At 71.1% G+C, this 21,186-nt stretch carries 13 protein-coding genes; 3 read left to right on the top strand and 10 right to left on the bottom strand.

Translation table 11 applies throughout. From position 1 onward, the window contains the following. Nucleotides 1-50: 50 nt before the first annotated feature. On the bottom strand, nt 51-3,794 hold the full coding sequence (locus ACZ4Z5_RS24725) for a LamG domain-containing protein (RefSeq protein ID WP_468266283.1): 3,744 nt from the start codon (nt 3,792-3,794) through the stop codon (nt 51-53). A 26-nt stretch (nt 3,795-3,820) separates the two neighbouring features. Beyond that, nucleotides 3,821-5,422, bottom strand: a complete 1,602-nt coding sequence (locus ACZ4Z5_RS24720) for an integrin alpha (protein WP_468266281.1) — start codon at nt 5,420-5,422, stop codon at nt 3,821-3,823. A gap of 621 nt (nt 5,423-6,043) precedes the next feature. Here ACZ4Z5_RS24720 and ACZ4Z5_RS24715 point away from each other — a divergent pair. Further along, nucleotides 6,044-6,217: a hypothetical protein gene (locus tag ACZ4Z5_RS24715; RefSeq protein WP_468266279.1), complete on the top strand. Its 174-nt coding sequence runs from the start codon at nt 6,044-6,046 to the stop codon at nt 6,215-6,217. Nucleotides 6,218-6,425: 208 nt separating this feature from the next. On the opposite strand, the gene ACZ4Z5_RS24710 is transcribed toward ACZ4Z5_RS24715, so the two are convergent. Further along, entirely contained in the window at nt 6,426-8,246 is a 1,821-nt protein-coding gene (locus tag ACZ4Z5_RS24710) for a phosphoenolpyruvate carboxykinase (GTP) (protein WP_468266277.1), read from the bottom strand. A 231-nt stretch (nt 8,247-8,477) separates the two neighbouring features. Between ACZ4Z5_RS24710 and trhA the strand changes: the two genes are divergently transcribed. Next, nucleotides 8,478-9,122 (top strand): PAQR family membrane homeostasis protein TrhA, encoded by a 645-nt coding sequence (gene trhA, locus ACZ4Z5_RS24705; protein ID WP_468266275.1) that lies wholly within the window; start codon nt 8,478-8,480, stop codon nt 9,120-9,122. A gap of 142 nt (nt 9,123-9,264) precedes the next feature. Here trhA and ACZ4Z5_RS24700 read toward each other — a convergent pair whose 3' ends face one another. After that, nucleotides 9,265-10,344: an alkene reductase gene (locus ACZ4Z5_RS24700; protein ID WP_468266273.1), complete on the bottom strand. Its 1,080-nt coding sequence runs from the start codon at nt 10,342-10,344 to the stop codon at nt 9,265-9,267. A 141-nt stretch (nt 10,345-10,485) separates the two neighbouring features. On the opposite strand from ACZ4Z5_RS24700, the gene ACZ4Z5_RS24695 reads away from it, so the two are divergent. Further along, a complete protein-coding gene (locus ACZ4Z5_RS24695) occupies nt 10,486-11,055 on the top strand; it encodes a helix-turn-helix domain-containing protein (protein WP_468266271.1) in 570 nt (189 codons plus the stop codon). A 182-nt stretch (nt 11,056-11,237) separates the two neighbouring features. On the opposite strand, the gene ACZ4Z5_RS24690 is transcribed toward ACZ4Z5_RS24695, so the two are convergent. The 6 genes from ACZ4Z5_RS24690 to ACZ4Z5_RS24665 form a co-directional block, all read right to left on the bottom strand. Next, nucleotides 11,238-12,308, bottom strand: coding sequence for an NAD(P)/FAD-dependent oxidoreductase (locus ACZ4Z5_RS24690; protein WP_468266269.1), 1,071 nt, complete (start codon nt 12,306-12,308; stop codon nt 11,238-11,240). Nucleotides 12,309-12,487: 179 nt separating this feature from the next. Beyond that, nucleotides 12,488-14,866, bottom strand: coding sequence for a galactose oxidase-like domain-containing protein (locus ACZ4Z5_RS24685; RefSeq protein WP_468266513.1), 2,379 nt, complete (start codon nt 14,864-14,866; stop codon nt 12,488-12,490). A gap of 100 nt (nt 14,867-14,966) precedes the next feature. Continuing rightward, a complete protein-coding gene (locus tag ACZ4Z5_RS24680; RefSeq protein ID WP_468266511.1) occupies nt 14,967-16,133 on the bottom strand; it encodes a glycosyltransferase in 1,167 nt (388 codons plus the stop codon). A gap of 2 nt (nt 16,134-16,135) precedes the next feature. Continuing rightward, nucleotides 16,136-17,782 carry an ArnT family glycosyltransferase gene (locus ACZ4Z5_RS24675; RefSeq protein ID WP_468266267.1) on the bottom strand — a complete coding sequence of 549 codons (1,647 nt, stop codon included), beginning with the start codon at nt 17,780-17,782 and terminating at the stop codon, nt 16,136-16,138. Next, the gene (locus ACZ4Z5_RS24670) at nt 17,779-19,074 is read right to left on the bottom strand and encodes a glycosyltransferase (protein WP_468266265.1); all 1,296 of its coding nucleotides are present in this window, start codon (nt 19,072-19,074) and stop codon (nt 17,779-17,781) included. Before ACZ4Z5_RS24670 ends, ACZ4Z5_RS24675 begins: the two co-directional genes overlap by 4 nt. Before the next feature lie 183 nt (nt 19,075-19,257). After that, the coding region (locus ACZ4Z5_RS24665; protein WP_468266263.1) for a thioredoxin domain-containing protein at nt 19,258-21,186 on the bottom strand (1,929 nt) is incomplete at its 5' end.

The following is a 21,186-nucleotide window of genomic DNA, read 5'->3' as shown; positions in this document are numbered from 1 at the left end:
CGCGGCCGTCACCGTCGACGGCCGCGGAGGGGCGGGAAGGCAGCGGGCCCTTACAGGTCCGCGTCCCCGGTGAGCTGGTTCATCCGGCCGATGGCGGTCTCGTCGGCCGCACCGGCGTACACCCGCACCTCGTCGATCGAGCCGGCGAAGTACTCGCCTCCGCTTCCCACCGCGGTGCGGCCGATCTGGAGGCCCCGGGTGGAGGCCCACGGGGTGTGGTCGTAGAAGTGCTCCTGGTCGTCCGACGCCGTGGCGACGGGCTGGCCGTCGACGTACAGGTCGACCTGGTGGGTGACCGCGTCGTACACCACCGCCAGGTGGGTGCCGGAGAGCGAGTAGCCCGGCACCGCGTCGGCGTGGGTCACCGTGGTGACCTTCGCCGTGCCGGTGTCCGCGTCGGTGAGCGCGAGCTCCCACTGCTTGGTGGCCGCCTGGTAGCGCACGGTGATGCGGTCCGCGTTGGCGCCCGGCAGGGACAGCACGGTCTGCGACTTCTCCGCGTCCGGGGTGGTCAGCTTGGCCCGTACCGCGACGGTGTAGCTGTCCGCGCCGGAGACCACCGGCGCGGCGGTGTCGGCCCAGTCGTCGACGCCGTCCAGCGTGAGGTGCCCGCCGTCGACCATCGCCGCGTCGTCGAACTCGTCGACGGGCTTGTAGACGGCCGCCCCGTGGAGGGCCAGCGGCCGGCCGCCCTCCTGGACGTTGGCGGAGGTGCCGTCGGCTCCGACGGCCTCCAGCGGCCAGTAGGCCCTGCGCTGCGGCTTCACCTTGATGATCTGGGAGATCTGGCTCTGCGGCAGGACCCGGTCGAAGGCGCGGACCTCGGCGAGGTCACCCTCGAAGTTGTCGCGGTAGCCGCTCTGCGTGAGCACGCGGCCGATCTGCAGGCTGCGGATCGAGGACCACGCCGTGTGCCGGGCCGCCTTGCCGGCCTCCTTGTCGCCCACGTAGAGACGCAGCTCGGGACCCGCGGCGGCGTGGGCGTCGTAGACGCCGGTCAGCAGCACCCACTCGTTCGGCTTGACGGGGTGGGTGGCCGCGGGTGCGACCGCCCGCCAGGTGCTCATGGCGTCCACGTCCTGGTCGGGCGTGGAGAACGTCCAGGCCTTGTCCGTGGCGTCGTAGCCGAGGACGAAGCCGGGGACGCCGGTGCTGTCCTGGCTGAGGACGGCCATGTCCCGGTCGAGGGCGGTGGGACGGACCCAGGCGCTGACCGAGAAGCTGCGGCCGGTGTCGACGACCGTGCCCCACGAGTCGAGGTAGGCGTTCTTGGTGCCGTCCAGGTGTGCGGCCCCGTCGGCCGGTCCGCCGGGACCGGGGACACCGAAGGTGACTCCGGTGCCCGGGCGGCCGGGGTGACTGCCGTTGTCGGAGCTGTCCTGGCCCAGTTCGCTGCCGGCCGGGTCGTCGAGGTTCCACTGTCCGGCGGCCTGCTTGCCGTCGGTGACCAGGAACTCGTGGTGCGCGGGGACGCTGGAGTTGTTCGCGCCGTCGTACGCCTCGACGGTCACCCAGTGGCGTCCCGCCTTGGGCGGGTTCCACGTCACGGTGGCGGGGGCGCCGCCGGTGACGTTGACGGTCTTCTTCGCCTCGCCGTCGAAGGTGTAGCGGTACTGCTTCACGTCCTTGTCGGCGGCGGTGAGGGTGAACGTGCCGACCGTGCCGATGCCGTGGTGCCAGAGGTCGTCGTCCGGGTACTCGACGGACGCCACCTTGGGCGCCTTGGGCCGGGCCGCGTCACGGATGACGGCGCAGCGCTGCGGGGTGCCGTCCGAGCTCCAGGGGCCCCATGCGTCGCCGTCGAAGGCGCGGGCCTGCCAGGTGATCGTCGTGCTGTCCGGGATCTTGGGCTTGCCCGCGGGCTGGGTGACCTGGTGGGTGAACGGCGTACCGGCGTTGGGGGACTTGTAGCCGGTCTCCGCGAGGTAGCTCTGCTCCACGCCGTTGGCGTCCTTGTAGAACACCTGGAACTGCACCTTCACCTGGTCCGCGTAGGCGGAGCCGTGGTCCGGGTCGCGGGCCTCGGTGCGCAGCACGGGGAGCACGTCGGTGTAGGGGCGCGTCGCCGTGTCCCAGGTGCACTTGCCGCCGGGGCTTGTCGACATGTGGCGGTAGTCGACCTGCTTGGGCGGGGTGTTGTACTCGATCTTCAGGTAGGTGTTGCCGCAGATCCGCTTCCAGCCGGGGTAGTCCGACTCGTCCTTGGCCCGCAGACCGAGGGACATCGTCTTCCAGCCGGCTGCGGTGGCCGCCTTGACCTCGTCGAGCAGCTCGCCGTTCTTGAAGTTGAGGTTGGCGCTGCCGCTGCACGTGGTGCGCGAGATCTTGGTGTCGATCGTCTGCAGGTGGTCGTCCCAGTCGTCGGAGGTGTTGCTCCAGTTGCTGGACTTGGTGACCTGGTAGTTGGCGCCGCCGATGCGGTAGAGGTCGACCGGCTCGGCCTTGGCGTCGGCCCAGTACACGAACTCGACCCGGGCCGAGAACTGGGCGCTGAGGATCTGCTTGCCCTTGTACGCCGACATCGGGAACGTGTACAGCAGTCGCCGTACGCCGATGCCCCTGCAGGTGTCCGGGTTGTAGTTGAGCGGGCACTTGCCCATGCCGGCGCTGCCCGAGTACGCCCAGTCCTGCTCGCTCGGCATGCCGGACATGACACCCGTCCACGCCGACCGGTTGATGGTCCGCGGGATGGGGTCGACGACCACCGGGTAGACGGTGTCCTTGCCGCGGAGCAGCCCGGCGTCCGGGGTCAGCGTGAGGCGGTTCCTGGAGACGGCGAGGCCCACGGGGGCCTTGCGGCCGCCGTCGACGGCCGTCAGGGCGGCCTTGGGCGCGGTCGTGGTTCCGGCCGTGGGCGCGGACTTCGGCGCGGACTTGGACGCGGTCTTCGGCGTCGCGCGCAGGGCCGTGCGGGCGCCGGAGCCGGCGGCCGGGGCGGCGTCGCCGTCCTCGGCGGGCTGCGCGGCCGTCGAAGCGCCGGCGGCCGAGTCCCACATGACGGCCTTGGCCGCCTCGAAGACCGTGCCGCCGACCGACGCGTCCTTGGCGACCATTCCGCCGTCCGGAGCCGCCTCGACCTTGAGGCCCTTGGTGGACAGGCCCAGTTCGATCCTCGCCAGTTCGGGATTGGCTGCGGCCTTCGCGTTCTTGACGACGAAGTAGTGGCCGAAGCCCTCGACTTCGGCGCGTACGGCCAGGTCCACGCCCGGCAGCACTTCCTCGTAGCGTGCGACGTTGTCCTCGACCTTGGGAGCGGGCAGCTTGCCGCCGGGCCAGGTCAGTGCGTACTGGCGGCCGACGCGGGACATGGTGACGAACGGCCCGTCGCCGCCGCCGGAGATCCGCAGGCCGACGGTGGACGCCTTGGGCGACAGGCTGCCGTCCTTCGCCCTGACGAGCGTGTCGTCGACGGGTGCCCAGCCGCCCCGCTTGAGGGTGCGGACCGGCTGCATGTACTCCCGTGCGGTGAACGTCCCTTTGGGGTTGGCGAACACATCGCGCCGCTCCTGGCGCAGGCCGGTGACCTCGACCGGCTTGCCGCCCGCCTGCGCGGCGGCGGAGGCCAGCTGCTCGGTCGGTGCCTCACCGGACTTCACGGCCGCCGCGACGGCCTTGGTGTGCGCGGTGACGGCGGCCGTCGCGGTGGCCGCGTCCTCCGCCGTTCCCGGCAGGGCGTACGTACCGGCGGCGAGCATCGCGGTCAGCGCACCGACCACGACCGCCGTCCGGCCCGCACGCGCCCCGGGACCTCCTGATGCCGCCCTGGTCACGGCGCTCCCCCCGTTGTCCCTCATGCTGCTCTCCGTGCTCCTCCGCGGGCTCACCGGACCACCGCACCGAACGAGGTACCGCCGGCCGGGAGGCCGTCCTGGCCTGGGGCGAAGGTCCGCGTCGGGGCGCCGCCGCCGGCGATCGCCCAGTCGAAGGCGTAGACCGAGCCCGGCACGTCACCGGACGGGTTCACGACACCGACGAGCAGGGCCTGCGGGGTGGCCGCCAGGCTGGACCCGGCGTACATCTGGTGCTCGGGCGCGCCGGGGATGCCCCAGCCCGGATCGAGCCAGGCGTCGCCGGCGCCCGGGTCGGCGTCGGCGGGCAGGATCTGCACGCCGCCCTTGTCGAGGTGCTCGGCGGTGGCCGAGGACTCCTTGCCGGGGACGCCGACGGCGAGCTTCACGGTGGCGCCGGAGGAGACCGCGGCGGGTGCGGTGTTGACCAGGGCGACCTGCTGCCCGAAGAAGTCGCCCGCGGCCGGGTCGCCCTCGACCTCGGTGACGCCCTGGTTCAGGTTCTCCACGATCCGGGTCACGCTCTTGTCGGGGTTGACCCGGTACAGCGCGACCCGGCCCGCGTCGGTGACGGCGCCGACGTCCTCGCCGGGGACGCCGACCGCGAGGACCGCGCCGAGCGCGGACGTCTCGGAGGCGAGCCGGTGCGGGGCCATCGCCAGCGAGGTGCCGAACCGGTCGTACGGCTCGGCGGTCAGGTCCGTGTCGGTGGCGGACGTGACCTGGCCCAGGCCGAACACCGGGTCGGGGACGCCGCTGGTGTTCAGCGACGGCTTGAAGACGTGGATGCCGCCGGAGAAGGCGGCCGTGCCGATGGTCTCGCCCGGCGAGCCGACCGTGAAGTAGCGGTCGGTGGAGGCGAGGGAGGCACCGAAGCGGTCGTTGGGCTCGCCGGCCTCCCACACACCGGCGCTGTCCTGGGAGACGACCACGTTCGCCAGCGGCTTCCCGCTCAGGTAGTGCACCACGCCCGCGTCGGCGCCGGCCGTGGTGTCCTCGCCCGGGGCGCCGATCACCAGGAACGGCTGGGAGGTCGAGGTGGTGCCTCCGGTGAGCGCGAACCCGAACAGGTCTCCCGCCTCGGGCCCCTGAGAGGCCGTCACGCCTGTCTGGTCGTAGGTGACGGAGGCCGGGCCGGTGCCCAGTCCGCCGAGCGCGCCGTAGATCACGTACACGGCGCCGGAGTCACGTGCGGTGCCGACGTCCTTGTAGGGCGCGCCGATCACCAGGTCGCTGCAGCCGTCGGCGTTGAGGTCGGCGTGTGTCAGGGAACGGCCGAACCGGGCCTTGCCCTCGGCGTCCCCGGGCACCCACGGCAGATCCTGGTCGATCCGCACGTTCCCGGCCGTCGTCCCGCCGTAGACGACCGTGACGGCGCCCGCGCCGGCCTTGCCGCCCACGGTCGCGTCCGGGTCGGCGATCGCGGTGTCCCGCAGACCGTCGCCGTTGTAGTCGGACTCCCCTCCCGCGCACGCGGCCGCCGACGCGGGTGACGTCGGGCCGAGAACGGCCGAGCCGGTCACCATCAGCAGCCCGGTCACAGCCAGCGCGGCGATCTCCCGGCCGCCACGCCGTCTGCGCCCTGCGGCACCGGACGTCTGCGCGATGCGCGGACGTCTCCCGACTTCGATCACTTCCCACCCCGGTTCTTTAAAGATTCTTTACAGAGTCGGTCAACTATGGACTTTCCTATTTGCATTGGTCAATGGTGAGCCGGGTCACCTGTCCGTGGTGCCGAGTTGACTTCCCAGCACTCCGGCCACTCTTCGACGACACGTCAATTACCCCAAAGAAAGGGGAACTTCCGCTTCCATACGTGAAGCGCCGTCATCCCGGCGCACGCCGCCCGCCCATCGCACCCTCCGGCATTCGTTCCCAGGAGCAAGCACTGGTGACGCGAGGAGGAAGGTGCAGCATCAAGAGCAGGCAAAGACACGGGACAACCCCACCGGAACGGAGCCGGCGGACGAATTCGCCCCCGGATGCGGCCTGGGACACGCCGGTCAGGCTCACTGGACGGGGCGTTCGAGGAGATCCGTGGCTACCAATAGGGCACTGCAATACCTGGAGTCGCGGAAGAACCTCACAGGCAGCGTCTGCGGACTGGCCGAGCTGGACGGAGTGCTGGGCGCACTGCTGGGGCCCGGGTGGGTCGCGGCCGCACTGGCGACCGACCCCGAGGCGGTGTACGCACTGGCCCGCGCGGTGCGGCAGGACGTGCCGGAGGCGGTCGACGCGTACGTCCGCACCCGCTGGTGGACGCGGCTGAACCCCGGGCCGAGTCCCCGGAAGGGCATCTGGAACGGCAGCTGGACGCACTGCACGACGAGGTCGCGGGGATCGCCGCGGGGCTGCGCGAGGTGGAGGCCCGCCGGCAGGAGACGCACACCCACTACCTGCAGGAGCGCAACCGCGGGCGGACCACGTGACCTTGAGCCTTCGTGACCTTGGCCCGGCGTGACCACGACCCGCCGGAGAAGGGCCCGCCCGGAGCAGGGCCCGGAGCAGGATGCGGAGAAGGGTTCGGCCCCCGGAGCCGTGAGGGGGCTCCGGGGGCCGGAAACGCGGCAGGTCGTGACGACCACTGGTCAGGGCGGATGTCGGGTCGCCCGCCGCGTCGGTCTTTCGGAAGAGGCGTCAGCCGAGGCGCGCGACCAGGGCGTGGTACTCGTCCCACAGCTCCTTCGGCGTGTGGTCACCGAAGGTGTTGAGGTGCTCGGGGACCAGGGCGGCCTCCTCGCGCCACACCTCGGTGTCGACCTTCAGCAGGAAGTCGAGGTCGTCGTCCGCCAGCTCCAGGCCGTCGGTGTCCAGGGCCTCCCTGGTCGGCAGGATGCCGATGGGGGTCTCGACACCCTCGGCCCTGCCGTCGAGGCGCTCGACGATCCACTTCAGGACACGGCTGTTCTCGCCGAAGCCGGGCCAGACGAACTTGCCCTCGTCGTTCTTGCGGAACCAGTTGACGTAGTAGATCTTCGGCAGCTTCGCCTGGTCCGCGTTCTTGCCGACCTTGATCCAGTGGGCCATGTAGTCGCCCATGTTGTAGCCGCAGAACGGCAGCATGGCGAAGGGGTCGCGGCGCAGCTCGCCGACCTTGCCCTCGGCGGCGGCGGTCTTCTCGGAGGCGACGTTCGCACCGAGGAAGACGCCGTGCTGCCAGTCGAAGGACTCGGTCACCAGCGGGACGGCGGAGGCGCGGCGGCCGCCGAAGAGGATCGCCGAGATCGGCACGCCCTTCGGGTCCTCCCACTCGGGCGCGATGATCGGGCACTGCGAGGCCGGGACGGTGAAGCGCGCGTTCGGGTGCGCCGCCGGGGTCTCGGACGCGGGCGTCCAGCCGTTGCCCTTCCAGTCGGTGAGGTGGGCGGGAGTCTCCTCCGTCATGCCCTCCCACCAGATGTCGTTGTCGTCGGTCAGCGCGACGTTGGTGAAGACCGCGTTGCCCCACAGGGTCTTCATGGCGTTGGCGTTGGTGTGCTCGCCGGTGCCGGGCGCGACGCCGAAGAAGCCAGCCTCGGGGTTGATCGCGTAGAGGCGGCCGTCCTCGCCGAAGCGCATCCAGGCGATGTCGTCGCCGATGGTCTCCACCGTCCAGCCGGAGACCGTGGGCTCCAGCATGGCGAGGTTGGTCTTGCCACAGGCGGAGGGGAACGCGGCGGCGACGTACTTCGCCTCGCCCTGCGGCGGGGTCAGCTTGAGGATGAGCATGTGCTCGGCGAGCCAGCCCTCGTCACGGGCCATGACCGAGGCGATGCGCAGCGCGTAGCACTTCTTGCCGAGCAGCGCGTTGCCGCCGTAGCCGGAGCCGTACGACCAGATCTCGCGGGTCTCGGGGAAGTGCGAGATGTACTTGGTGGAGTTGCACGGCCACGGAACGTCGGCCTCGCCCTCGGCGAGCGGCGCGCCGAGGGTGTGGACGGCCTTGACGAAGAAGCCGTCGGAGCCGAGCTCGTCGAGGACCGGCTGACCCATACGGGTCATGGTGCGCATGGAGACGGCGACGTAGGCCGAGTCGGTGATCTCGACGCCGATCGCGGAGAGCGGGGAGCCGAGCGGGCCCATGCAGAAGGGCACGACGTACATCGTGCGGCCCTTCATGGAGCCCCGGAAGACGCCCTTCTCGCCGATGAAGACGTCCTTCATCTCGGCGGGGGCCTTCCAGTGGTTGGTCGGGCCCGCGTCCTCCTCCTTCTCGGAGCAGATGAAGGTGCGGTCCTCGACGCGCGCGACGTCGGTCGGGTCCGAAGCGGCGTAGTAGGAGTTGGGGCGCTTGATCGGGTCCAGCTTCCTGAAGGTGCCCTTCGCCACGAGCTCCTCGCACAGGCGCTCGTACTCGGCCTCCGAGCCGTCGCACCACACGACCCGGTCGGGCTGGGTGATGGCTGCGATCTCGTCGACCCAGGAGATCAGTTCCTGGTGGTTGGTGGGAACGCTGGGAGCCGCGTTGTCGCGCGCCACGATTGCTCCTTGATGAGGGGTTTTTGGTTATTGCCCCTTGGGGGCTGCGACCCGGACGCAGCTCGTAGCGCTCATCCGGTGCCGACCGCACTCATCTGATCATCCGTGCCCAATGCGCATATGTCCAGAGGACGCCTCACGTGAGCATCACCACTCCGGCCCCTGACCAGCGATTGAGACCTGGATGAACACCTATACGGAAGTTACGGACACGTAGGTAGCATGCGGACCATGACTGACCAGGTGAAGCCGAGACTCCGGGGCTGGTTGCACGCCGGAATGTTCCCCGCCGTAGTGGTCGCGGGGCTTGTCCTCACGGCGCTCGCGAACAGCACCCGCGGCCGGATAGCCTGCGGGATCTACGTCCTGACCGCATGCCTGCTCTTCGGCGTGAGCGCCCTCTACCACCGGGGGGACTGGGGTCCACGGACGAGTGCGGTGCTGCGCCGGCTCGACCACGCCAACATCTTCCTGATCATCGCCGGCACCTACACGCCGCTCACCCTGCTGCTGCTCCCCGACGCCACGGGCCGGGCGCTGCTCTGGGCGGTCTGGGCCGCCGCTGCGGCCGGCATAGCGTTCCGGGTGTTCTGGGTCGGCGCCCCTCGCTGGCTGTACACGCCCTGCTACATCGCGATGGGCTGGGCCGCGGTGTTCTTCCTCCCCGACTTCTGGCGCACCGGCGGCGTGGCGGTCCTGGTCCTGGTGATCGTCGGCGGGCTGCTCTACAGCGCGGGCGGAGTGATCTACGGCATCAAGCGCCCGAACCCCTCACCCCGCTGGTTCGGCTTCCACGAGGTGTTCCACTCGTTCACGCTGGCCGCGTTCGTCGTCCACTACGTGGGCATCTCGCTGGTGGCCTACCAGCACCGCTGACCGGCGGCGACCGCCCGTCACGGCCCTGTTCTCGTCCAGCTGCCGCCGCCGGACGAGCGTGGCACGGATCCCCCTGAGGGAGCTCCTGGGCACGCTCGTCCCGCCTGCCATCCGGTGGTCGTCATGGGCGACGCCGCCTCCGTCAATCGCTGATGGGCAGTGCGGGGTAGTCGGTGTAGCCGCGGTGGTCGCCGCGGTAGAACGTGGCGGGGTCGGGCTGGTTGACGGGGGCGCCGGTCCGCCAGCGCCGTACGAGGTCGGGGTTGGCGATGAAGGCCCTGCCGACGGCGACCAGGTCGGCCCGGCCGGTCTCGAGGAGCCGGTGGGCGGTGGCGGCGTCCGTGACGCTGCCCCAGCCGTCGCTGACGACGAGCGGGCCACCGAATCGGGCCCGGAGCTCCTGGACGAGGGGGGCAGCCGGGTCCCCGAAGGTGTGCAGGTAGGCGAGGCCCAGCGGCACGAGGGCGTCGATCAGCGCCCGGTAGGTGGCGGCGGTCTCGGCCGGGTCGTCCTCTATGGCCCCGTGGAGGTTGATGCCGGGCGAGATCCGGATGCCGACCCGTTCGCCGCCGATCGCCTCGGCGGCCGCCCGGGCGACTTCGACGACGAAGCGGGCCCGCGCCACCGGGGTGCCGCCGTAGGCGTCGTTGCGCCGGTTGGTGGCGGGGCAGAGGAACTGGTGGGGCAGGTACCCGTTGGCGGCGTGCAGTTCGATCCCGTCGAGGCCCGCGTCGACGGCCGCCCGTGCGGCGCGCGCGTACTCGTCCACGACGGATGCGATCTCCTCGGTGCGCAGCGCGCGGGGCACGGGGTGCGGCCGGGGCCCGTGGACGGTGAACATCTCGCCCGGGGCGGCGAGGGCGCTGGGGGCGACGGTCTCGTGGCCGTGCTTGTTGTCCGGGTGCGCGACACGGCCCGCATGCATGAGCTGGGCGACGATCAGGCCCCCTCGGCGGTGCACGGCGTCGGCGACCGCGCGCCATCCCTCGATCTGCTCGGGGGTGTGCAGGCCGGGGGTGTTCACGTACCCCTGGCCGGCGGCGCTGGGCTGGACGCCCTCGGTGATGATCAGGCCCGCGGTGGCCCGCTGTTCGTAGTACGTCGCCGTGATCTGCGGGGGGATGCCCTCGGCGGTGGCCCGGTTGCGGGTCATGGGTGCCATGACGATCCGGTTGGCCGGCGTCCACTTGCCGACGGTCACCGGGGCGAACAGGTCTGACATGGAAGGTCTCGCTTTCCCTGGGGGGGTGGGGGCGCGGCTGGTGGGGTGTGCCCCTGCGTGCGCTGACCCGCGGTGGCCAGGAGGGTGCACCCCGCCCGGTCCCGTGGCACGGATTCATGCTGTTTCGGCAAGATGGGCCGTATGAAGGAGTTCCACGAGGTGCTGGCCGCAGTCGGTCCCCGGCTGCGGGAGCTGCGCCGCAGGCGCGGCATCACCCTGGCGTCCCTGTCCGAGACCACCGGCATCTCGGAGAGCACGCTGTCCCGGCTGGAGAGTGGCGGGCGCAGGCCCAACCTGGAGCTGCTGCTCCCGCTGGCCCGCGCCTACGGCGTCCCCCTGGACGAACTCGTCGGCGCCCCGCAGACCGGCGACCCCCGCGTGCACCTGCGCCCCGTCACCCGCGGCGGCATGACGTTCGTGCCGCTCACCCGCCGCGCCGGAGGTCTGCACGCCCACAAGCTGGTCCTCAACCCGGGTGCCGGCGAGCCCGAGTTGAAGACCCACGAGGGCTACGAGTGGCTCTACGTCCTCAACGGCCGCCTGCGCCTCCTCCTCGGCGACCGCTCCCTGGTCATGGCCCCGGGTGAGGCGGCGGAGTTCGACACCCACGTGCCGCACTGGCTCGGCCCCGCCGACGACCGGCCGGTCGAACTCCTGGTCATCTTCGGCCAGCAGGGCGAACGCGCCCACCTGCGCGCCCGCCCCGCCTGACGCTCCGCCAGCCCGCCAGCCCGCCGCCCGCCGCCCCGCCGCCCGCCGCCCCGCCGCCCCGCCGCCCGCCGCCCGCCGCCCGCCGAAGCAGCCCACCAGGACCGCCATCCGGTCAAGGCCGTGTACGAGCGCGGGCCGCGACCACACAGCCCGGTACCCGGCCCGCCCAGGGCCGCGCGGGACTACGGCCTCGCGCCGCCCTCGGCACGCAGCAGCGAGTCGAGGCCGTGGCGCCGACCGCCCAGGACCCGCGCGCAGACCTCCGCCTCACCGGCCGGGCTGAAAACGCCCCCCGACGCGCGGCGGGCCACGGCGGCGTCGGCGTCCGCCAGCACCAGGTCCGTGTTGATCGCCGCCGCGGCCCGCACCCCGGCCGCCTGCGCGCCGGGCACCCCGCCCATGGGGTCGGCGACGTCGCCCGCCACCCACACCCCGGCAGCCTCGGTCAGCCCGCTCGCGTCCGACGGCACGTACGTCCCCACCCCCATGGGGTGGTCCACCGCGGCGAGCCCCAGGCCGGAAAGCACCTCGCCGCGCGCCACGAACCGCGGCGCGACCGCCAGCGCCGCCACCGGCACCCGCCGGCCCGAGGCCAGCCGGACCCCGGCCAGCCGGTCCCCCGCCACGACCAGCCCGGTCACCTCGCCGTCCACCACCGCGATGTCGCGCGCCGCCAGCCGCTCCCACTGCTCCTCGGCCAGGTCGCCACCCGTATGCCGGAACAACGTCACCCGCGGCGACCACTGCCGGAACAGCAAAGCCTGGTGCACCGAGGCCGGACCGCCGCCCAGCACCCCGATCGGTGTGTCGCGGACCTCCCAGCCGTGGCAGTACGGGCAGTGCAGTACATCGCGCCCCCACCGTTCCCGCAGCCCCGGCACCGCCGGCAACTCGTCGACCAGACCCGTCGTCACCAGCAGCCGCCGCGCCCGGAAGCCGCGCCCACTCGCCGTCTCGACGACGAAGCCGCCGTCCTCCCGCCGGGCGGCGACGGCCCGGTCGGAGGCGATCCGCCCGCCGTAGCAGGTGACCTCCTCCCGGCCGGCGCGCAGCAGCTCAAGCGGGGGCACACCGTCCCGGGACAGCAGGCCGTGCGCCGCCGTGGCGGGCGCGTTACGCGGTTCACCAGCGTCGACGACCAGTACGGAGCGCCGTGCGCGGGCCAGCGTCAGTGCTCCCGACAGCCCGGCGACGCCCGCTCCGACCACCACGACGTCGAATTCTTCTTCTTCGGAAACCTTCTGTGCGGTCATACGCGCACCGTGCGCCCCGCCCGCCGGATCCGCGATCCTTCATGCCGATCCGGCAAGAGACCCGGCGCCGCTATCCGCGTGGTCGCGGTTCTGGCGTGCCTTTGCGTTGTGATGTCGCCCAACAGGAACCGGGGCCGGTTCCACGAGTGGAACCGGCCCCGGACTGTTTCCAGGATCGACTACCTCCGGCGGAGGTCGCCCTTGCCGCAGGCGATCCCGTCCCGGTTCGGGTCGAGCCGGAGCGGATCGTCCTTGCCGTTGACCTTCAGCCGCCCGTAGTCGTTGTGCTTCAGCCAGCTGCACCGGGCCTCGGTGGTGCCCTTCACCGACTTCGGGAAGACCGTCGGCACGCACACCTTCTCGGTGCCGTAGTGCCGGTCGCAGCCGGCGATCTGCGGGCTCACCGCGACGGCCTTGCGCTTCTTCGCGTTCTTCTTCGGCGCCTTCTCCAGGTCCCGGGCGAACTCGTGCACATGGGCGTGCGGCTGCTCGGCCGAGGTCTTCATCGCCTTCATCGCCGCCGGGCCGCCCAGGTGCACCCACTTGGCGACGGACGGAACGCCGTTGGGGTCGACCGCGAACAGCATGTACCAGCCGGGCGGGGCCAGGTTGGGGTTGCTGGTCACATTGAGGTCGATGGTGTTCCCGTTGACCGTGAGGGGCAGGTCCACGAACCGCTGGTTGGGGTCCGAGGAGTGGGTGACCGCCGCCGGACGGATCAGCTCCGCCTTGGCGATCGGCCGGTCCACGGTGATCCGCTGGGTCGTGCCGTACTGCCACTGGGTGTTCGCCACCGACGTGATCGCCGGACGCGGGCCCTTCAGCAGGTACGGCGGGGTGTAGACGGACACATTGTGGTTCCAGCTGCCGTTGCCGGGGTTGTCGCCCACCGCCATCACCCGGCCGTCGGGCAGCAGGAACGCCGACGAGTGGTAGCCGCGCGCCTCCGGGTCCGCGGCCATCGGCTTGAAGGTGTCGGTCGCCGGATCGAACATCGACGCCTCGAACACCGGGTCGGCGCGGTTGTGCAGTCCGCCACCGGTCTCCAGTACCTTGCCGTCGGGCAGCAGCACCGCGGAGACGTACATCTTGCCCTGGTCACCGGTCTGCGGCACCTTGCCGTTGCCGAGGTCCACGGTCCCCTGCGGGATCAGCGGACCGGGCTTGTACACCGGGTTCGGCTGCTTCAGGTCGATGATGTCGGTCAACCGGTTCGCCTGCGGATTGGTGTCGATGTTGCCGCCGCCGAGGGTGAGGACCCGCTGGTCCTGGGCAGGGGGCAGCAGCACGCTCGCGGACTGGTCGCGCTCGTCCTTCTTCTGCAGGCCGGGGATGTCGGTGATCGTGTTGGCGTTGTAGTCGTAGATCGACGAGCCGGTGCCGGGCGTGCCGTTGCCGAAGACGTGGCTGCCGGAGTAGAACAGCCGGCCGTCCTGCATCAGGATCATCGACGGGTACAGGCCCCAGAACGACCAGGTCTGGTTGACCTGCCAGTTCGGCAGCCACTTGTTCTCCGCCGCGGACCACTTCTCGGCGGTCACCGAACCGGAGGAGTCCTCCCGCAGACCGCCGAAGGAGATCACGTCACCGTTGCCGAGGATCGTGGCCGACGGGTACCAGTGCCCGTCGTTCATGTCGTTGGTCTTGGTGTACTTCTCGGTGACCGGGTCGAAGACGTAGGAGTCCTTGAACCCCTGGTAGCCGATCTTCCCGTCGGCCGACGGATAGCCCAGGTTGCCGCTCATCACCAGCACCCGGCCGTCGGACAGCTGCACATGGCCCGCGCAGAACATGTCCTTGGGGGTGGGGATGGTCTTGTAGGTGCCGTTCGCCGGGTCGTACACCGCCGAGGTGAAGGTGCCCGCCGCGAACATCGCCTCGTCGTTGCCCGAGCCGGCGATCATCAGCACCTTGCCGTTGTGCAGCACCACCGAGTGCATGGACCGGACCGGGTTCTGCACCGGCAGCACCTGCCACTTGCCCTTGGCGCACTCCTCGGCCGTACCCGTGCAGCCCGGCTCGGGGGCGGGCGGGGTGACCTCCTCCATCAGGTAGTCGTCGGTGGTGACACTGCCCGTGCCGTACACCGAGACGCCCCAGGCGATCCGGTCGGTGCCGGGCGGCACCGGCGGGGTGCGCACCTCGGCACGCGTGTAGTCCGCGGCCACCGGGAGCGTCTTGAGGTCGGTCCAGTACTGCCATCCGGCGGTGCTGTCGTGCCGGAAGAGCGTGACGGACGTGTCGGGAGTGGTCGATTTGTACCAGAGGGACAGATCGTACTGGTGGTCGGGCAGCACGCCCGGCGCACAGGTGGCACTCTCGGTGATCAGCGCCTTGCGGTCGCCGTTCACCCGTCGGGTCAGCTCGACCTTCATGGCCTTGGACCCGGAGTGGGCGTCCGCGGTGGTGGTGAACGTGAAATCGTTGTCGCCCCAGCCGGACTTCTCCCAGCAATAGGGCATGTCGGCCGTGCCGGCCGTCTCGAACCCAGGGTTCTTGACGAGATTGACGCCGGCCGACGCTGACTGCTGCGCGGACAGCAGCACCCCGGCGGTCATGGCTCCCACGGTCAGGAGCGCGAGACGTCGTCGTCTGCGTTTCTGAGCTGATGTGCCTGGCATTGCGGTGATTCCTTTCTCTGCGGCTCCTTACCCGGGCTCACGCGCCACGCCGGCGCGTGCGCGGCAAGTAGACGAGCGCCTCCGTGGCGGCGAACCGCACGACGAAGGTGGTGAGCAGCGCGACGGTGGTCGCAGGCAGCACCGCCATGCCCAACTGCCCAACGAACAGGGCGATGAGAGGGATGCGCAGCAGCAGATCGGCGTTGGCGAGCACGGCGAACCGGGCCGCCCGGTCCGCCCAGTGACGGTGCACCCGGCGGTCGCGGAACAGCAGCACCTCGATGAGGGCGAAGTTCCAGGCCACGCCGAACTGGTTGGCGATGATCTCGGCCGGCAGATAGTGCACCCCTGCCGTGGTGAGCAGGTGCAGGGCGACGAGGTTCGGGACGAAGCCCGTCACCCCGATCAGACCGAAGGCGATCATCCGGGCGAGCGGTGCGGCGGTGCGCAGCTCGACCAGGTGGCGCAGGAAGCGGAGGCCCTCCTTCGCCGACGACTTGGACTCCCCGGCGAACCGGTCCTGGAAGACGAACGGCACCTCGGAGACGCTGCCGGGTGCGCAGCGCACCGCCAGCTCCATGAGGATCTTGTAGCCGAGCGGTTTGAGGGCGTCGGCGCTGACCACGCTGCGGCGGATCGCGAAGAAGCCGCTCATCGGGTCGCTGATACCGCGCAGCCGCCGCGGGAACACGCCCTTGGCCAGCCATGTCGAGGCGCGCGACACGGCCACCCGGTAGCCGCCCGCCAGCCCGTCCCGGCTGCCGCCGGAGATGTACCGGCTGGCGACGACGAGGTCGGCGGACTCCTTCTCGCCGACCGCCACGAGCTCGGGCACCAGCGAGGGCGGGTGCTGCAGATCGGCGTCCATGACGACGATCCAGTCGGAGCCGGCGGCCCGGATGCCCTCGACGACGGCACCGCCGAGCCCGCCCTCGGGCTCGTCACGGTGGATCACCGTCACGGGAAAGGGGCAGGTGCGGGCCGCGTCCGCGACCACGGCGGGCGTGTCGTCCGTGGAGTCGTCGACGAAGACGACCTCGCAGGGGAGGCGTGCGGGCACCGTGTCGGCGAGCTGCCGGAGCAGTTCGCGGACGTTGCCGGACTCGTTGAAGGTCGGGATGACCAGCGTCACGGCTGCGGGCTCGGGGATCTCGACGGCGTCGAGATGCGGTTCGCCCAGGCCCTCGGTGCCCGTGGAGTGGATGCTCAATTCGCCTCAGCTCCCGCGATCTTCCGGATCTCGATCCGGTCCTCGCCGGCGCCGAAGACGGCCACCGGCGTCGAGTTCTCGAGCGCGGCCTTCACATGGGGCAGGTCGCGCGCGTCGCGCCGTACGGTCGGGGAGGCGACGACGTAGTCGACGTCCCGGTGGCCGCGCGGCATCGTCTTCGTCACCGCGGGGTCGAGGTCTGCCTTGTAGAACCAGATCGCGCCGAGTCCGGGCTCGTATCCGGCGTGGACCAGGTCCAGCCAGAGCGCGTCGTCGACGAGGACCCGGGTGCGGGCCGGGTCGGGCACCTCCTCGCGCAGCCAGTGGGCCGCGGCGCGGTAGGGGCCGTTGGCGTCCGCGGTCATCGCGGTACGGTCGCCGTCGTACCAGCGCGGTACGACGTAGACGGCGGCGCTCGCCGCGAGCACCGCGGTGGCCGTCCAGCGGGCGACCGTCAGCGGCCGCCGCTCGGCGGGGCGCCGGCCCTTCCGCAGCAGCGCGTGCGCGATGCTCGCCGCGCCCGCGGCCAGGACCAGGGCCAGGAACGGCAGGGCCTGGATGACGTACATCGCCGGCAGGTAGCCGGTCGGGCGCATGGCGACCAGCGCCAGGATCGCCACGGCGAGCGCCGGGCCGGCGAACGCGCGGGCGGTGACCGACCAGCGGAGGGTGAGCAGCAGCAGCGCGGCGCCCGCGAGACCGCCGACCGGCAGCACCTTGTCGTAGTACAGCCACGACTCCAGCACACCGTTCGAACCGCTGCCCTCGGTGAGGATGAAGCCCGAACCGGCCCGGCTCATCTGATAGGTGATGCCCTCCCACAGGGAGACGTGCCCTGCGCCCGGCAGCAACTCGCCCTTGAGGAGCGCGAACAGCGGGTACGAGAAGCCGATCAGCGCGCAGGCGGTGACGGCGCCGGTGACCGCGAACTTCCGGGTGTCGCGGTGGCTGAACCGCCACATCGTCACCAGCAGCGCCGGCAGGACGACCAGCATCGTCTCCTTGGTGAGCACACCGGTGGCGGCGGCCATGCCCGCACCGAAGTGGTGCCACAGGTGCCGGCTCGGCGACGCCGCCAGGCAGAAGGCCAGCAGCATCCACATCACGGCGAGGTTGTCCAGGAAGATCTCCCGCTGCAGCACCACCGCCAGCGGGGACAGCCCGAACAGCACCATCGCGAGCCCGGCGGCCCACCGCGGCAGCCACAGCCGGCGTGCCAGGACGTACAGCAGCACGGCGGAGACCGCGCTGACGAGGAGCATGGCCAGCCGCATCGAGGCGACCGTCATCGTCTCGGGCGCGAGGAGCGAGGGGATCCAGGTGAGGAACGCGATCTGGATCCAGCCGAGCGGCGGGTGGTCGTACCAGTAGGTGTAGTGGGCGAGGCCCTTGCCCTGCTGGACGGCCCACGCCTGGGCGAGGTACGTGCCCTCGTCGTCGCTGAGCGTCGGGTACTGCTGGATGTTCCAGCCCTGCACCAGGACGATCGCGCTGAGCAGCAGCAGGCACAGCGCCACGTCCGACGGCGAGCTGCGGAACCGTATGACGGGCCGGACGGTGAGCCGTCTGGCGGAGGCAGTGCTTCGCTGCGCGGTGACGGTCGCCTCGGTGGTCGTCGTCGCCGCGGGGAGGGTGGAGGTCACGCGTGGACGTCCTCTCGGGTGAGGTGCGCGCCGACATGGCTGGTCAGCTCCCAGTCACTGCGCCCCGCCTGCTCCCGCCACACGGCGCGGATCGCGGCCCCGGCGAGCAGCACCTGGTAGAAGGGGCCGCCGACGATGAGCTTGAGGTAGTGGACGAAGCGGACCCTGAGCCCGTACTGCTTGCCGAAGTCGTGCAGTCCGACGATCTCGAAGACGAAGGTGACCATGGCGGTGATGAGCGGCAGGAAGGTCACGAAGGCGATTCCCACGGGGACGTCGAGGAAGACGGCCACGCCCGTGTTCACCGGGATGATCACGCCGGAGAACGCCTGGAGGAACGGCGTCATCAGGGTGTAGCGGGCGAGCATGCGCTGTCCGCGGGTGGGCAGCCGACGCCAGTCCCGCTTGCGGTAGACCTGGAGGAATCCCTGGTTCCAGCGGGTTCGCTGCTTCAGCAGGGACATCAGGGAGTCGGGGGTCTCCTCGCGGGTGACCATGTCGGAGTCGTACGCGACGACGACCTTCTTGCCGACACTGGAGAGGCGGACGCCGAGGTCGCAGTCCTCCGCGAGGCAGTTCTGGTCCCAGCCGCCGGCGTCGCGGAGCACGCCGGTGCGGACGAACACGGTGTTGCCGCCGAGCGGGATGAAGCCCTTCTGTGCGTGCAGGTGGAGGCGGGAGCGGAACCAGAAGAAGTACTCGAGGCAGTTGCGCAGGCTGTACCAGCTGGAGTGGAAGTTGATCAGCTGGACGCCGCCCTGCACCACGTCGGCGCCGGTGGTGCGGAAGGCGTGGTCGACGTGGGCGAGCAGCTCGGGGTGGACCTGGTCCTCGGCGTCGAAGACCCCGACGACGTCGCCGGTGCAGTACGGCAGCGCGGTGTTGAGCGCCTTGGGCTTGTTCTTCTTCTCGTGGGTGTCCACGACGACCCGGACCCGGTCCGGGGCGCGGGACGCGGCGCGCTCGGCGACCGCGGCCGTCTCGGGGTCGTCGTGGCCGACGATCACGATGATCTCGTAGCGGTCGTGGCTGGATGTGAGCAGCCGGTCGATGGTGTGCTCCAGCACCGCCTGTTCATGGCGGGCGGGGAGGAGCAGCGAGAAGGACAGCCCCAGATCGCCGTCGGGGCTGCCGAAGCTGGTCGATGCGAGCGTCTCCGGCGTTCGCCAGGCGTGCATCTGCCACCAGAGCGTAAAGGCCGCCATCCAGAACAAGGCAAAGGAAATGGCAACGATCAGCACGGATGTGAGCAAATGGTCCCCCCTTGGACCTGCCGCATCCTCGTGCGGCATCCCTGAATCCCCGAGGGGCGGATGTGCGACGGACCCCCCTCGGCCCGTCCACGGCCCCTGACAGCCCCCGCGCGCACTCCCCTTGTGCACGCCGTTCGGTCATTCCCTGTGGAGAGAATAGGGGGGTCGGGTGACACCCACGTGCTGATCCGATAAATCCCTTGTTTCTGAACTGGTGAGCGATCAAAGAGAGTTGACGCTGTCGAGCTGACGCTCCAGGTCAGCGGGCTCCGTCACGGGGGCCGCGCAGACGAACCTGCGGCAGACGAAAGCGGTGGGCCGCCCACCGGTCGTCGGCCGGTCCGCCAGCAGGGGAAGCTCCGTGCTCCCCTGCTCCCCCACCGCCACCACCGCCCCCGGCGCCGTCCCGAGCAGCGCCGTACGGTGCAGGGCTGCCGTCGCCTCCTCGCCCCGGGGGCCGACCACGGCCACCTCGCGCGGGCCGTCCAGCGCCGCCTCGGCCACCGCCAGCCCCCAGCCCAGGAACCGCGGAATGCGCGCGCCCAGCGCGCCGACCACGCCCAACGCCCCTTCCGCTGCCGCGCGATGGGCTTCCGAGCCGGTGTGCGCGGCGTACGACAGCAGGGCGCCGGCCGCGGCCGTCCACCCGGAGGGCGCGGCGTTCTCGGCCGGATCCTGGGGGCGCCGGATCAGCTGTTCGGCGTCGTGGGCGGTGTCGTACAACTGGCCCTCCGGGCCCGTGAACCGGTCCAGCACGATGTCCAGGAGGAAGCCTGCGAATTCCAGCCACACGCCTTCACCGGTGACCGCGGTCAGCGCGAGGAAGCCCTCGGCCACGTCGGCGTAGTCCTCCAGCACGCCCGCGTGCGTGCCGGCCCGTCCCTCCATGGAGGTCCGCACCAGCCGCGCGTGGTCGTCCATGTGCAGCCGCACCAGCAGATCCGCGGCCTCGGTCGCCCGCTCGACCAGGTCGGGCCGGTCGAAGAACGCCCCGGTCTCGGCGAGCGCGGCGACCGCCAGACCGTTCCACGCCGCAACGATCTTGTCGTCCCGTCCCGGACGGGGACGCTCCTCCCGGGCTGCGAGCAGCCGCGCCCGCACGGACGCGACCCGCCCGGCGTCGTCCGCACCCTCGTCCTGCGGGAACTGCAGCACGGACGCGCCCTCCTCGAAGGTGCCCTCCTCCGTCACCCCGAAGAGGCGGGCCGCGAAGAGCGCGTCCTCCTCGCCGAGCACCTCACGGAGCTGCGCAGGCGTCCAGACGTAGTACGCGCCCTCCTTGTGCCGGCCCTCCGTGCCCTCGCCGTCCGCGTCCTCGCCGTCCGCGTCCTCGCTGTCCGCGTCCAGCGCCGAGGCGAACCCGCCTTCGGCAGTGCGGAGTTCACGGACCATGAAGTCGGCGGTCTCCAGCGCGACACGGCGGGCGAGCTCCGAGCCGGTGGCGCGCCACAGGTGGGCGTAGACCCGGCACAGCAGGGCGTTGTCGTACAGCATCTTCTCGAAGTGCGGTACCAAAGGTCCACTTGCCCTCGGCGTGAGCACGTACCGGTGGAACCCGCCTCCCACCTGGTCGTACAGGCTCGAACGGGCCATCGCACCGCACAGCCCTTCCGCCATCTCCAGCGCCGCCACGGAACCGGCCCGCGCGTGGTGGCGCAACAGAAACTCGATCACCATCGACGGCGGGAACTTGGTGTCTCCCTTGAACCAGCCGCTCGCGGGGTCGATGTCCCGAGTCAACTGGAGGAGCGCAAGGGCCTGGGTCTCCTCGGTGGGCATCCCGGCATCCCCGGTGCTCAGCTCCCGCCCGGCAAGGTCCCGAGTGATCTTCCCCGCGACTTCCCCCACCTCGTCCCGGCGGCCCGTCCAGGCGTTGTGCACGCCTTCGAGCACCTGACGGAAGGACGGCATGCCATGGCGAGCCTCGGGCGGGAAGTAGGTGCCGAAGTAGAAGGGCTCACCGTCCGGCGTCATGAACACGGACATGGGCCAGCCGCCCTGCCCGGTCGCGGCCTGCACTGCCTCCATGTACACCGCGTCCACGTCGGGACGCTCTTCACGGTCCACCTTGACGGACACGAAGTGCTCGTTCATGTACGCAGCGGTGTCGTCGTCCTCGAAGGACTCGTGCGCCATGACGTGACACCAGTG

The organism is Streptomyces sp. NPDC030222 (assembly GCF_055573115.1).
The sequence above is the reverse complement of the archived record's forward strand: the minus strand, read 5'-3'. Positions and strand labels throughout refer to the sequence as shown.